The organism is Flavobacterium sp. (assembly GCF_017744675.1).
Lineage (GTDB): Bacteria > Bacteroidota > Bacteroidia > Flavobacteriales > Flavobacteriaceae > Flavobacterium.
In genome coordinates, this window is record NZ_JAGIAV010000004.1 from 1158511 (window position 1) to 1172557 (window position 14047).

Consider the following 14047-nt stretch of genomic DNA (forward strand, 5'->3'; position numbering starts at 1 on the left):
ATTTTACGATAAGGGTTGTTTCTATTAAAACACTATTATGAAATTAAACTATTTTTCATTGCTGTTTTTAGCACTTTGCTTGTTCTTTTCGTGCCAAAAAAATGAAACTCCCAAAACTACCATCAAACAAAACCTTCTTGTTGATTTAAATAAACTAAATAATGAAATTCTACAGTTTCAAAAACTTGTAGACAACAACGCTACTCCAAAAGAACTTGTAGAACAGTTTAAAAAATCACGCTTATTCTACAAAAAAGTCGAATGGGCGATTGAATATTTTATTCCTGAAACCGCTCGTTTTATGAATGGTCCTGCTTTGGATGAAATGGAATTGGAAGAAAACAGATCTTTTGAACCTCACGGTTTTCAGGTAATCGAAGAAATGATTTATCCAGAATATAAAGTTGCGGATAAAGAAAATATAATACGCGAATTAAATATCTTCAAGTCTAATATAAAACAATTAGAAGGCACATTCGAAGTCATTACCTTTTCTGATGATTATGTTTTGGACGCCTTAGAGCAAAATGTATTTAGAGTCATTACATTAGGAATTACAGGTTTTGACAGTCCGATTTTGCAATCATCCATTCCTGAAGCTGGAGAAAGTTTAATTTCTATTTCTGAACCCCTTAAAAGCATTAATTCCAATAATAAAGCATTAGCCGATTTAAAAAAACTAACAACAAAAGCAGAGCAATACTGCAAAGAAAACAACAATTTCAATGCTTTTGATAGAGCGTTTTTTATAACCGAATATTTGAATCCGATTTCTAAAAAGCTTAAAGCTTTTCAGAGAGAAGAAAAGATTAAAAACGTAAAGAAAACTAGTCCGCTAAAACCAGAAATCGAAACTTTATTTGATAAAGACGCTTTTGATGTAAATGCTTTCGTGCTTTCTAAAGATTATAATTTTACAGCTGACAAAGCCAAACTTGGTGAAAAACTATTTTATGATACCAGTCTTTCTAAAAATAATGACAGAAGCTGTGCAACTTGCCATCATCCAGAAAAAGCATTTACTGATGGTTTAAAAACAAATGTTTCGTTAACAGGTTCTAATCTGGCAAGAAACACTCCTACTCTAACGTATGCTTCTTTACAGAATGCTCAATTTTGGGATATGCGCCAATTGGATTTAGAAAAGCAAAGTGTAGACGTGATTCAGAACAAAGATGAAATGCATGGTTCAATGGATGATATTCATACTAAGATTTTATTGAATGCAGCATACATTAGTCTTTTCAAAAAAGCATATCCAAAAACGGCAAAACCAGAAGCATGGCAAATTCAAAATGCGATTGCGAGTTATGTACGTTCTTTAAACGCTTTCGATTCAAGATTTGACGAATACATGAGAGGAAACAAAAATGCTCTAAACAGTGAGGAAATCACAGGAATGAATCTTTTTATGGGAAAAGCAAAATGTGCCACCTGTCATTTTACACCTCTATTTAACGGAACTGTTCCTCCCAGTTATTCTAAAAGTGAACATGAAGTTATCGGGACTCCACAAGATGTTTCTGGCAAGAAATTGAGCACAGATCAAGGACGCTATTTATACAACAAAATGCCACAATTGATTGGCGCATTTAAAACTCCAACTGTTAGAAACGCAGCCGTAACAGCTCCTTATATGCACAACGGCGTTTTTAAAACTTTAGAAGAAGTCGTTACTTTTTACAACAAAGGCGGCGGACAAGGTTTAGGTTACGAAGTCGAAAACCAAACACTCCCTTTTGACGAATTAAAACTCACCAAAAACGAAGAAAAGGCTCTTGTGGCTTTTATGAAAACACTTACAGATAAGAGATACCAGTAAAACCAAAATAGAATTTCAGTAAATCAAAAAACGCTAAGAAATCAATCTTAGCGTTTTTTATTTTTATTCTAAAACTAAACCTATTTGGCCGTCGTCGTCTAATTCTGTTTCGACTGAATCGTCTTCTGGAATTTCTGGCCTTTCAGGAACTTCTTCAACTGGCTCCTCATAAGGAAGCGGTTCCAACAAATTAACTTGTCTCAATTTATCAGTAGTCAATTGATTTCCTAAAGCTTTAAAACCTTTTACAGCTATAAAATCTTCAACATCTATATGAAGATCGTCTTTTTGAACTCCTTTTACTTTCGCAAAAACCAATTGTGCCACAGGGCGATAATCCGTGGATACAATTTCTAACTGCGAATTCGGATGATCTGTAATAAAGCTTTCTTCTTTTCCTTCATTCTCTACAAGGAAACGTTTCAAGAAATAACGTTCTTTTTCGCCATCATAATAAATGGCAGAAATTGGCTTTTTAGGCTTCCATTTCTCCAGAACAATCATATCTTCTTCAAAGTGAGTCGACAATTCTGGAATAATCACCTTCAATTTACCAGATTGGCTAATTACTAATATTTTATCTGTTGGTTTAAATTCACCCAACAGCTCACCTCTACCGTCAACATTTAGACGTTTTACAGTATCATCAAACCAAACTTTTCTTGGCAGTAAGGTAGAAATTCCTTTTTCTTTTAATTCGATTTTCTTGATCGGATATTTAGTAACTAAGTTTCCTTTAGAACCACGTCCTTTAATTGCTAATTTGGCAAAATCAATATCGAATTTCAGTTTTTTGATCGTTCCTACCTGACGCAGTAAAATAGTCACGACCTCAGCCTCTCCATTTGGATTGTGTGAAAAATAAACTACTTGAGAACCGTTTGTTCCATTTGTTAAATCGTAAGCTTTGTCACGTGTTACACCAGTAACATTAAAACGTTTTATATAAGACGGTCCCGATTTGCCATCACGGTACATCATATTGTAAATGGTACGTTTATCATTCTTATCAAAAACAGCAACGTGTATGATATCTTTTCCTATAAACGTTTTGGCATCTACTTTTGTAATCATCATGGTTCCATCACGCAAAAATACGATCACATCATCAATATCAGAACAATCACCTACGTACTCGTCTTTCTTCAAACTTGTTCCTACAAAACCTTCTTCTCGGTTTACATATAGTTTTGTATTTCTTAAAACAACTTTTGTAGCCTCAACATTATCAAATACACGAAGTTCAGTTTTACGTTCACGCCCTTTTCCGTATTTTTCTTTTAATCTGGTAAAATACGCAATAGCAAAATCGGTAAGATGCTCTAAGTTGTATTCTACCTCTTTCATTTCCTCTTCTAGTCTCGAGATTAATTCATCTGCTTTATCAGAATCGAAACGAGTGATACGAATCATCGGAATTTGAGTCAAACGCTGTAAATCATCATCGTTGATCTCTCTAACGAAAGATTTTTTGAAAGGCTCAAATCGATCATACAAGTATTTGTATAATGATTCTCTGTCTCCGTATAATTTGAAGTCAATGTACATTTCTTCTCGAATGAAGATTTTCTCCAAAGTTGAGAAATGCCACTTATTCTTTAATTCTTCTAATTGAATTTCTAGTTCCTGCTTAAGCAAATCAACCGTTCTTTCTGTCGAAATCTTCAACATTTGAGAAACCCCAATAAACAATGGTTTATTATCTTCAATAACACATCCTAAAGGGGCTATAGAAGTTTCACAGGCTGTAAAGGCAAATAAAGCATCAATTGTTTTATCTGGCGAAACTCCTGGAAAAAGGTGAATTAAAATCTCAACATCAGCTGCAGTATTGTCTTCAATCTTCTTGATTTTGATTTTACCTTTTTCATTGGCTTTCAAAATACTATCAATCAAACTCGAAGTATTGGTAGAAAACGGAATCTGAGTAATCACCAATGTATTTTTGTCTAACTGCGAAATTTTAGCACGTACACGCACACGTCCGCCACGCATTCCATCATTATAGTTCGATACATCGGCAATACCTTGCGTAACAAAATCAGGATAAAGCGTAAATGGTTTTCCTTTCAGAATTTTAATCGAAGCATCGATTAATTCATTGAAGTTATGAGGCAAAACTTTAGTGGACAAACCTACCGCAATACCTTCTGCTCCCTGTGCTAAAAGCAATGGGAATTTTACAGGAAGATTGATCGGTTCGGCTTTTCTACCATCATATGATAATCCCCATTCTGTAATTTTTGGAGAATACAAAACCTCCAAAGCAAATTTAGATAAACGTGCCTCGATATAACGGGGAGCAGCTGCACCGTCACCAGTTAAGATATTTCCCCAGTTTCCTTGGCAGTCAATCAATAAATCTTTTTGGCCAATTTGCACCATTGCATCACCAATACTCGCATCTCCGTGTGGGTGATACTGCATAGTGTGTCCTACTACATTGGCAACTTTATTATAACGACCATCATCCAGCTCTTTTAACGAGTGCATAATACGACGCTGAACAGGCTTGAATCCGTCTTCGATAGCAGGAACCGCACGCTCCAGAATTACGTACGAAGCGTAATCCAAGAACCAATCTTTGTACATTCCGGTTACTTTCGTAATAACGTCTTCTCCTTCTTCTTCCTGATTTTCGTAAAAATGCGCACCTTCAAAATGCTTAGCATCTACATCGATAATCTCATCGTCATCTCCATTTTGATTGTCATCAATCTGGTTTTCATTCTGATTATTCTCGTCGTCGCTTGGAATCAAGTTGTCGTCTTCTTCGTCTTTCATTTAATTATATCTAATTATAATTTTATTTGTTTTCAAGAAGTTCTTTTAAAACTTCAACACTTGGTAAAACGGTTTTGTATTTACTAGCAAAAATCTGTTCATTGTTTTCAGGCAAAGTATATTTAACTACAGCTTCGCTTTTGTTTTGGCAAAGAACAATTCCAATAGTTTTGTTTTCATCTTCCAAGCGCATTTCTCTGTCATAATAGTTGACATACATTTGCATTTGACCTAGGTCTTGATGCTTTAATTCTCCAATTTTTAAATCAATAAGGACAAAAGATTTTAATATCCTGTTGTAAAAAACTAAATCAATTCTAAAATGTTTATCATCAAAAGTGATTCTTTGCTGTCTGCCAACAAAAGTAAAACCATGCCCTAATTCTAATAAGAAATGTTCAAGTTTATTAATAATTTCTTCTTCTAATTGCGATTCCGAATATTGATTCAATTCGGGTAATCCTAAAAATTCAAGTATATAAGGATCTTTAATGATGTCTTTTGGCTTTTCAATAATTTGTCCTCTTTGTGAAAGTTCAAGAACTCCTTCTTTATCTCGGCTAAAAGCTAATCTTGTGTAAAGTGCTGTGTCGTATTGGCGTTTTAATTCACGTACACTCCAATTATTTTTCTCAGATTCTATTTCATAAAAACGCCTTTCTTTTTCATCATCAATTCGCATTAAGAAAATATAATGTGTCCAAGTTAACTTGAAAAACGAAATCAATGATTTCGTTTTTTCAGCTTTGAATTCCGCAGTCACTGATTGCGTTTTTTGAATCTCCAAAATACGAGTCAGTGACTCGGAATTTGAATAAGTCAAATAAAACTTTCTTATAAATTCTAAATTCCTGATGGAAAAGCCTTTTCCAAACTCCTTTGTCAATTGTTGAGAAAGATCTTTTAAAAGTCTTTTACCATATTCTGCTCTATCTTTTCCATTTTGTTCTTCCTCAACGATTATTCTTCCAATTTCAAAATAAGTAATTGTCATTGTTGAATTTATGGTACGCAAAACTTGTTGTCGGGCATTTTGCAATAACTCGGCAACTTGCTGGAAAATGACTTTATTTTGAAGACCGTCTGGCACTATATTTTTTATTTAAAACTTATTAAGCTTCCTCAAGCTCATCAATTTCAACCTTCAAATTCTTGATAATAAAATCTTGACGGTCTGGCGTGTTTTTTCCCATATAGAAAGATAACAACTGCTCGATCGAAGTATGTTTATCCATCATAACAGGATCAAGGCGGATCGTGTCTCCAATAAAATTTTTAAATTCATCTGGCGAAATCTCTCCTAAACCTTTAAATCGAGTGATTTCTGGTTTTGGTTTTAATTTTTCGATCGCGTCTTTTCTTTCTTCTTCAGAGTAACAATAAATCGTTTCTTTCTTGTTACGAACCCTGAAAAGCGGTGTTTGCAAAATATACAAATGTCCTTCTTTGATTAATTCTGGGAAAAACTGCAAAAAGAACGTAATTAAAAGCAAACGAATGTGCATTCCGTCGACATCGGCATCGGTTGCGATTACGATGTTGTTGTAACGCAGTTTTTCTAATCCGTCTTCGATATCCAATGCTGCTTGAAGCAAGTTGAATTCTTCGTTTTCATACACGATTTTTTTAGACATTCCGTATGAATTCAAAGGCTTACCACGTAAACTGAAAACTGCTTGTGTGTTAACGTCACGCGACTTCGTGATTGATCCAGAAGCCGAATCTCCCTCGGTAATAAAAAGCGTACTTTCTAAGTTTCTTGGGTTTTTAGTATCTGGGAGGTGCGCACGGCAATCTCTTAATTTTTTATTGTGAAGATTCGCTTTTTTTGCACGATCTGTTGCTAGTTTTCTAATTCCAGATAATTCTTTACGCTCACGTTCTGCTTGAAGAATTTTACGCAATAAAGCCTCAGCAGTTGTTGGATTTTTATGCAAGTAATTATCCAATTTCGTTTTGATGAAATCATTAACGAAAGTACGAACAGAAACAGCTGGAGTTCCATCATCAGAACCCATATCTGTAGAACCTAATTTGGTTTTGGTCTGAGACTCAAAGACAGGTTCCATTACTTTAATGCTAATCGCACTTACAATCGATTTACGAACGTCTGAAGCTTCGAAATTTTTATTGTAAAATTCACGAATGGTTTTTACAACCGCCTCACGGTAAGCCGCTAAGTGTGTTCCTCCTTGTGTTGTATTCTGACCGTTTACGAAAGAGTGATATTCTTCGCTATATTGCGTTTTACTATGCGTAAGCGCAACTTCGATATCATGCTCTTTTAAGTGAATAATTGGATATTCTAAATCTTCTTCATTGATGGTTTCTTCCAATAAATCACGAAGTCCATTTTCTGAATAGTATTTTTCTCCGTTGAAAATAATCGTCAAACCATTGTTCAAATAACAATAGTTTTTGACCATTTTAATTACATATTCTAAACGGAATTTATAGTTTTTGAAGATCGTTTCGTCTGGCGTAAAAATTACTTTTGTCCCTTTACGTTTTGTTGTATCGATAACATCTTCTTCGTGAACCAGGTTTCCAGCAGAAAATTCTGCAGCCTTTTGCTTGTCATCACGAACTGATTCTACACGGAAATAATTAGATAAAGCATTTACTGCTTTTGTTCCGACACCGTTCAATCCAACCGATTTTTGGAAAGCTTTAGAATCGTACTTTCCTCCGGTATTCATTTTCGAAACTACATCGACCACTTTACCCAACGGAATTCCACGTCCGTAATCACGAACAGAAACTGTTTTGTCTTTAATGCTTACCTCGATAGTTTTTCCGGCACCCATAACGAACTCATCGATACAGTTGTCTAAAACCTCTTTTAAAAGAATATAAATACCATCATCCGGTGATGATCCGTCCCCTAATTTCCCGATGTACATACCCGGACGCATACGAATATGTTCCTTCCAATCGAGTGAACGAATATTATCTTCGTTGTATTGATTTTGCTCTAGCATAAATGAATTTAGGATTTTTTGCTAATGTACCATTTATCGGGAAAAAATAAAAGCGTATTTCTTTTTTGTTATGAATAATAACAGTGAAAAATCTATTTAAATTGATTTTAAAATAAAACGGACACTAAAATTATGGGAAAACTGCTTTTTCAGCAAAAAAATACTATTTGATTCCCAGCACTTCTTTTGCCAAGGCAATCATTTCGGGAGTTCCCGTATTTTTGTTTTTTTCGTCAGACAATTTCACAACTCCTTGCCAATGTATATTATCGGGTTTCGTATCTGTTAGTTTTATAACCATATTCATTGCCGGGAGTCCGACATCATTTGTGAAATTGGTTCCAATTCCAAAAGACATTTTTATTTTGTCATTACAGAAATCGGCAATTCTTTTTACCTTTTCGAAATTTAAGGAATCAGAAAAAACAATGGCTTTAGATTTCGGATCAATTCCCATTTTGATGTAATGTGAAATTACTTTTTGAGCAAATTCTATCGGATCACCGCTATCATGTCGAACGCCATCAAAAAGTTTTGAATATTTTTTATCAAATTGATTGAAAAATATATCGGTTGTGTAAGTATCCGTTAAAGCAATTCCAAGATCTCCACTGTAAACTTGCGTCCAATGTTCAAGACTTATCGAATTAGCCATTTTAAAACCATATTGCGCGGCATGAAACATAAACCATTCGTGTGCATGGGTTCCTAACGGACGCTTATTATTGACCATTGCAAAATGCACATTGCTCGTTCCAATAAAACTCTGTCCGCCATAAGTGCTTAAGGTTTTATTTACCAAATCATGCACGTCATAAGAATGGCGACGTCTAGTGCCAAATTCTAAAACCGAAACTCCTAGTTTATTATAGTTCTCAATTTTTTCCTGAGTCAGTTTTTTGATGGCTTCATCATTCAATCGAATTAAATGGCTGGCTTTATAAAACAATTCTGAGATTAAAGACATTAACGGCACTTCCCACAAAATAGTTCTGTACCAAAACCCTTCGACTGTAACCGAAATTTCTGAACCTTCCTGACTTATTTGCACTTCAGACGGATCAAAACTATATCCTTGCAAAAAATCTAAATAAGTTGGATCGAGATAAGGACAATAATGCGCTAGATAATTTTTTTCTTCTTTTGTTAAGCGAAGATCTGCCATTGCATCTACCGAATGGCGAAATAAGTCTGCAAAACCATCGGGAAAAATATGTTTTCCGCGATTTATAAATCCGTAGCGGACTTTTGCTTTTGGAAAAAGCTTTATTACAGCATGCTGCATTGTAAATTTGTAGAAATCATTATCTAAAATTGATTTCAAAAAAGTTGTTTCCATAGCATTCAATTTCTTTCATTTCCTGCTAAGATACGGCAATTTCGCAAAAGACAAAAATGTAGATTTTCTTATTCTACTACGAAACAATTTTAAAAGAAACAATACTTTCTGTATCTATAAAAATAGTAACATAATCTCCAATATTCTTATCAACAAGAATCTGAAATTCTAAACCTCCTCGCTTCTCTTTCGGATTAAGAATTTTAACGGGCTGATTTCTTTTATTGAGGTAAAAAACCTGATTCGATTTAGACACATTTTTAATCTCAACCGTGATTTTATCTCCATTTTTCGCTTCAATTATTCCCGAATCTGGAGTTTTTATTTTATAATCGTTTTCGATAGTCTTATTATAAATCAAAGGTCCGTTTAAGAAGTCGCTTTTACTAATTCTGTTTCCAAGAAAAGTTCCTGAATCTGGATAATGTTTGGCAAAGAAATACTCAGGATCTGTATCAAAATAAACAGGGTTAAAATCGTTGACCATTCGGCCTTTTCTGGTATCATAATATCCTTGTCCCCAAGTCACGTCTACCAGGCGCCATCTTTTATCAACCAAAACAATGTTCCAAGCGTGATTGGAGTAAGTCGTTTTTCGGCCAATATCTCTTAAATTTGTTTTTGAGTCGCCACGAATAATTTCGCATTTTAAGCCAACCAATTCTGACAAATGTTGGTACAAAGCCGTAAAACCTTCACAAACTGCTTTTTGCGAATTAAAAGCTTTTTGAATAAGATTATCATTTAGCTGTTTTATTTTTCGATGTTTTTCGGCTTCAGAAGAATAGCTGAATCCTTGCACTTTCGGTGGATTCAAAAATGCATTGTAATCGTATTTTATATTAAAAGCAATCCAGCTGTAAATAGCTCGTGCTCGCTCCGCATCAGAATCAAAATCTCTTTCGATTCTTTCGGCCAATTGTTCGGTGGTATTAAAGCTTTTCGGATATTTTGCGACAATTTTATCAACTTCATTTATCTTCTGGGCAAAGGCAAAATTCAGAAAAAAAGTGTTCAAAAAAAGAAATAGAAAAGCTATCTTTTTTAGTGGCATGTATTTAAAAACTTGATTTGATAATATCTTTTAACTGTTGGTCTAATTCTGGATTTGAAATTTTGTTTACTTGCAAGTCAAAGTTTGAATTGAAAGCAGGAAGCGAAAAAGATCCTTTAATATCGGCTCCATAACGAGGAAAAAGATTTTGAGCAATGCCTAAAACTGATGCTCCGCCTCTTCCTCCTGGTGAAGTTGCCAATAATAACATTGGTTTGTGCTGAAAAACATCTTTTTCAATACGAGAACTCCAATCGAAAACATTCTTGAAAGCAACAGAATAATTTCCGTTATTTTCTGCCATTGAAACTACTAAGATATCGGCCTCTTTCAATTTATTCAAAAAGGCTTGAGCCACTTCGTGCTGACCAATTTCCTTCTCCAAATCGACGCTAAAAACCGGCATGGCAAAATCATTAAGATCTAAGACCTCAACATCGGCATTTTCGAATAAACTAGATGCGTAAGTAGCTAAACGTTTGTTGATTGAATGCTTACTGTTACTTCCTCCAAAGGCGATTATTTTCATATTGGTGCTATTTATAAGTTTGATGCTTTCAAAAATTAAGCCATAAAATTACAATCTGTTTTTATTTAATTAAAAAAAGACAGCTTTAATTTGGTTTATTTTGTTCTAAGATTCTATTTCAAAAATCTCTTTTTGAATTTCTACAGAATAATCATTTGGCGAAATACTTCCTCCAAAAGCTTTAGCATAAACTTTAGTAAATTCTGCCCCAAAATATAATATAATAGCCGAGTAATAGACCCAAACCAAAATTATAATAATAGAACCTGCTGCGCCATAAACACTGGCAACTGTCGAATTTCCTAAGTAAACCCCAATCGCAAATTTACCTATCATAAATAGAATTGCGGTGCAGGAAGCTCCTATAAAAGCATCTTTCCATCTAATAATTCCGTCAGGTAAAGTTCGGAATATAATTGCGAAAAGCAATGTAATGCTGGCAAAAACAATCAGCAAGTTTACAATGTAAAAAAAGTAAACGGTAGTGTCTGGAAAGTACAATTTTAAGCGGGCATTTAATACGTCTAAAGTAGCATTGACCATTAAGCTGACCAACATTAAAAACCCAACAGAAACGATCATAGAAAAAGACATGATCCTGTTTTGGATAAATTTTCGAAGGCCTTTATTGGGTTTTGCCCGAAGTCCCCAAATGTAGTTTATAGAACTTTGAATTTCTGCAAAAACTCCCGAAGCCCCAATCAGCAACATTACAACCCCAAAAACGGTTACAAATACACTGCTGTCTGATAATTGAACATTTTTGATTGCCTCCTGAATTTGCACCGCAGCATTATTTCCAACCAACCTATTTATTTGACCGTATAACTGACCTGTGACTGCCTCTTCCCCAAAAAAGAAGCCACAAATGGTAATTATAATAATCAATAAAGGAGGCAACGCAAAAATGGTATAGTAAGATAATGCCGCACTAAGCTTTATAGCATTATCATCATTGAATTCTAAAAATGTCGTTTTTAATAAATACCAAGTTTTTGAAAATATATTGTGTTTTTTCATTTGCTGATTTTTTGATATTCACTCAAATTTAAGCATTAATAAAAATTCACTGCTTCTTGGATTTTCATGGAATCTTATATTTTTTCCATGTTGCGTTTTACCATTCTATTAATATAGTCCCTACGGGACATTACTTAATGTCTATATTTTTTTTCTACCAATATTAAATCTCTATCGAGATTTTTATTCAATACTCCGCTAGGAGTTCAATATCGGTAGAAAATAATTATCGACATTGAATCTCATTGAGATTTTTATTCAATACTCCGCTAGGAGTTCAATATCGGTAGCCATAGAAAATAACAATTCAAAGTTGTCCCGTAGGGACTACACCTGTATGCATTACCTATTTATAATGGCAGAAAATCCCTTTATCATAAACCGTCCATAAACTTGCTTTTTGGTTGGCAGCTTTTAAAGCATTATTTGCCCAAGTATTGCAAGTGTAGAAAAGGCTATAACTTCCTTTGGCTTCATAAAAAGCATCTTTTTTCCCGTAGCTATGGCCTTCAATCCATTGTGGGTGAAGCGGATTACTGAAACTCTCAGAAATATACGTTACTAGTTTTTGATAATTTTCTTTTGAAATCAAAATGCGTTTACAATCTTCTCCTTCTCGTAATTGTTTGAAAAATGTAGCATGAACAGCAGAAGAACTGATTCCGAAAGCTGCCTTGAAAGCAGTACTTGCTTTTAAATCTGCCCATTCCGGCGTCTCCAAATAAAAACCTTTGTCGCCCCAGCCAAAAGCAATGTAATTCATTAAAGAATCTTTTGATTGGGTTTGATTGAATTGAATTTCATTTCGCCAATCTTTGATTTCGTTTCTAACAGGAACTACAATATCAGTGTGAACTCCGTTTGAGAGAATATAAATTGGAATAGCGTCTTGTTCTTCGACTTTTGCTATATCTGAATTGACTGTAATTTTGGAAATAATTAAAACAGATGAAATGTAAAGCGCCAGAAAAGCAAAGATTCCGAAAAGTGTCCAGCCCAAAAATTTGATAGCCTTTTTTAGCATTTTGATTGGTTGATTTTAGATTAGTAATTGGTTATTTTTTCTGTAACCAATTTTTAAGCCAAAAAATTTCTAGGATGAAAATTTGTTTCACGCAGATTTTGCAGATTGAGCTAATTTCTCATTTTTGTCTTCCTGAGCGAAGTCGAAGGACAAGTAAGGAACTATACAAAGAGAAGCCAATCTTTGCGGGGCTTCGACTTCGCTCAGCCTGACAATTACAATCTTCAATTTTATGAATAAAAAAACTGCTGAATTCCTCCAGCAGTTTAGTCTATTATCTTTTTTCTTTACTCTATTGTCTCAAGAAAAAGATTAAACGTTAAAACGGAAGTGCATTACATCACCATCTTTTACGATATATTCTTTTCCTTCAACTCTGAATTTCCCTGCCTCTTTTGCTTTCGCTTCAGAACCATAGTGAACGTAATCGTCATAAGAAATTACCTCAGCACGGATAAACCCTTTTTCGAAGTCTGTATGGATAACTCCAGCTGCTTGTGGTGCAGTTGCTCCGATATTGATTGTCCAAGCACGAACTTCTTTTACACCAGCTGTAAAGTAAGTTTGTTGTTTTAATAATTTGTAAGCTGCACGAATTAAAACTGATGCTCCTGGCTCTTCTAATCCCATATCTTCTAAGAAAACCTGACGCTCTTCGTAGCTTTCCAATTCTGTAATATCTGCCTCAGCTCCTACTGAAAGTACAATAACTTCAGCATCTTCGTCTTTTACTAATTCACGAACTTGGTCTACGTATTTGTTTCCATTTACTGCTGAACTCTCGTCAACGTTACAAACGTATAAAACTGGTTTTGCAGTAATTAATTGGAAGCTTTCCATTAAAACTTCTTCATCATTATTTTGAGGAACGATAGTTCTAGCCGATTTTGCTTGCAATAATGCTTCTCTAATTCTATTTAGTAAAGCTTCTTCTGTTTGAGCTTCTTTGTTTCCTGTTTTTGCAGCACGTTTTACTTTTTCTAAACGTTTTTCGATTGTTTCCAAATCTTTTAACTGCAATTCGATATCGATGGTTTCTTTATCACGAATTGGGTTTACGTTTCCGTCAACGTGTACAATATTGTCATTATCAAAACAACGCAAAACGTGAATGATAGCATTACACTCTCTAATGTTTCCTAAAAACTGGTTTCCAAGACCTTCACCTTTACTTGCTCCTTTTACTAAACCTGCAATATCTACGATGTCAACAGTTGCCATTTGAACGCGCTCTGGTTTTACCAATTCTTCCAATTTGTTGATTCTTGGATCTGGAACGTTTACAACACCAATATTAGGTTCGATTGTACAAAAAGGAAAGTTGGCACTTTGCGCTTTTGCATTAGATAAACAATTAAATAATGTTGATTTTCCAACATTTGGTAATCCTACAATTCCTGCTTTCATCTGTTTGTTTCTATTTATTATTGACCTCTTAAGGCCTTCAACATTAAACCCTGTTATTTAATGCCTTATGATTTACGTGTTTTTCTT

10 protein-coding genes are annotated in these 14047 nt (G+C 34.4%); 1 reads left to right on the plus strand and 9 read right to left on the minus strand.

Translation table 11 applies throughout. The features are described from left to right. Positions 1 to 37: 37 nt before the first annotated feature. Positions 38 to 1822 (plus strand): cytochrome c peroxidase, encoded by a 1785-nt coding sequence (locus J7574_RS15235; RefSeq protein ID WP_290970199.1) that lies wholly within the window; start codon positions 38 to 40, stop codon positions 1820 to 1822. 63 nt (positions 1823 to 1885) lie between these two features. Here the strand turns inward: J7574_RS15235 and J7574_RS15240 are convergent, their stop codons facing one another. The 9 genes from J7574_RS15240 to ychF form a co-directional block, all read right to left on the minus strand. Beyond that, on the minus strand, positions 1886 to 4606 hold the full coding sequence (locus J7574_RS15240; protein ID WP_290970202.1) for a DNA gyrase/topoisomerase IV subunit A: 2721 nt from the start codon (positions 4604 to 4606) through the stop codon (positions 1886 to 1888). A gap of 22 nt (positions 4607 to 4628) precedes the next feature. After that, positions 4629 to 5696, minus strand: coding sequence for a PDDEXK nuclease domain-containing protein (locus tag J7574_RS15245; RefSeq protein WP_290970205.1), 1068 nt, complete (start codon positions 5694 to 5696; stop codon positions 4629 to 4631). Between the two features lie 22 nt (positions 5697 to 5718). Further along, complete coding sequence (locus J7574_RS15250) at positions 5719 to 7587, minus strand: DNA topoisomerase IV subunit B (RefSeq protein WP_290970208.1); 1869 nt, start codon at positions 7585 to 7587, stop codon at positions 5719 to 5721. A 163-nt stretch (positions 7588 to 7750) separates the two neighbouring features. Continuing rightward, the gene (gene pncB, locus J7574_RS15255) at positions 7751 to 8926 is read right to left on the minus strand and encodes a nicotinate phosphoribosyltransferase (protein WP_290970211.1); all 1176 of its coding nucleotides are present in this window, start codon (positions 8924 to 8926) and stop codon (positions 7751 to 7753) included. A gap of 76 nt (positions 8927 to 9002) precedes the next feature. Then, a complete protein-coding gene (locus J7574_RS15260; protein ID WP_290970214.1) occupies positions 9003 to 9980 on the minus strand; it encodes a transglutaminase domain-containing protein in 978 nt (325 codons plus the stop codon). 4 nt (positions 9981 to 9984) lie between these two features. After that, a complete protein-coding gene (locus tag J7574_RS15265) occupies positions 9985 to 10509 on the minus strand; it encodes an NADPH-dependent FMN reductase (RefSeq protein WP_290970216.1) in 525 nt (174 codons plus the stop codon). Positions 10510 to 10614: 105 nt separating this feature from the next. Further along, complete coding sequence (locus J7574_RS15270) at positions 10615 to 11529, minus strand: YihY/virulence factor BrkB family protein (protein WP_290970217.1); 915 nt, start codon at positions 11527 to 11529, stop codon at positions 10615 to 10617. A 346-nt stretch (positions 11530 to 11875) separates the two neighbouring features. Then, the gene (locus J7574_RS15275; RefSeq protein WP_290970219.1) at positions 11876 to 12553 is read right to left on the minus strand and encodes a TIGR02117 family protein; all 678 of its coding nucleotides are present in this window, start codon (positions 12551 to 12553) and stop codon (positions 11876 to 11878) included. 312 nt (positions 12554 to 12865) lie between these two features. Beyond that, positions 12866 to 13960, minus strand: coding sequence for a redox-regulated ATPase YchF (ychF, locus tag J7574_RS15280; RefSeq protein WP_290970220.1), 1095 nt, complete (start codon positions 13958 to 13960; stop codon positions 12866 to 12868). Positions 13961 to 14047 lie beyond the last annotated feature (87 nt).

What these genes read in the sequence shown, in the direction of transcription:
- J7574_RS15260 (WP_290970214.1), bottom strand. Translation starts at nt 9,980, where the DNA reads ATGCCACTAAAAAAGATAGCTTTTCTATTTCTTTTTTTGAACACTTTT.
- J7574_RS15235 (WP_290970199.1), top strand. Translation starts at nt 38, where the DNA reads ATGAAATTAAACTATTTTTCATTGCTGTTTTTAGCACTTTGCTTGTTC.
- J7574_RS15240 (WP_290970202.1), bottom strand. Translation starts at nt 4,606, where the DNA reads ATGAAAGACGAAGAAGACGACAACTTGATTCCAAGCGACGACGAGAAT.
- J7574_RS15265 (WP_290970216.1), bottom strand. Translation starts at nt 10,509, where the DNA reads ATGAAAATAATCGCCTTTGGAGGAAGTAACAGTAAGCATTCAATCAAC.
- J7574_RS15270 (WP_290970217.1), bottom strand. Translation starts at nt 11,529, where the DNA reads ATGAAAAAACACAATATATTTTCAAAAACTTGGTATTTATTAAAAACG.
- J7574_RS15275 (WP_290970219.1), bottom strand. Translation starts at nt 12,553, where the DNA reads ATGCTAAAAAAGGCTATCAAATTTTTGGGCTGGACACTTTTCGGAATC.
- pncB (WP_290970211.1), bottom strand. Translation starts at nt 8,926, where the DNA reads ATGGAAACAACTTTTTTGAAATCAATTTTAGATAATGATTTCTACAAA.
- ychF (WP_290970220.1), bottom strand. Translation starts at nt 13,960, where the DNA reads ATGAAAGCAGGAATTGTAGGATTACCAAATGTTGGAAAATCAACATTA.
- J7574_RS15250 (WP_290970208.1), bottom strand. Translation starts at nt 7,587, where the DNA reads ATGCTAGAGCAAAATCAATACAACGAAGATAATATTCGTTCACTCGAT.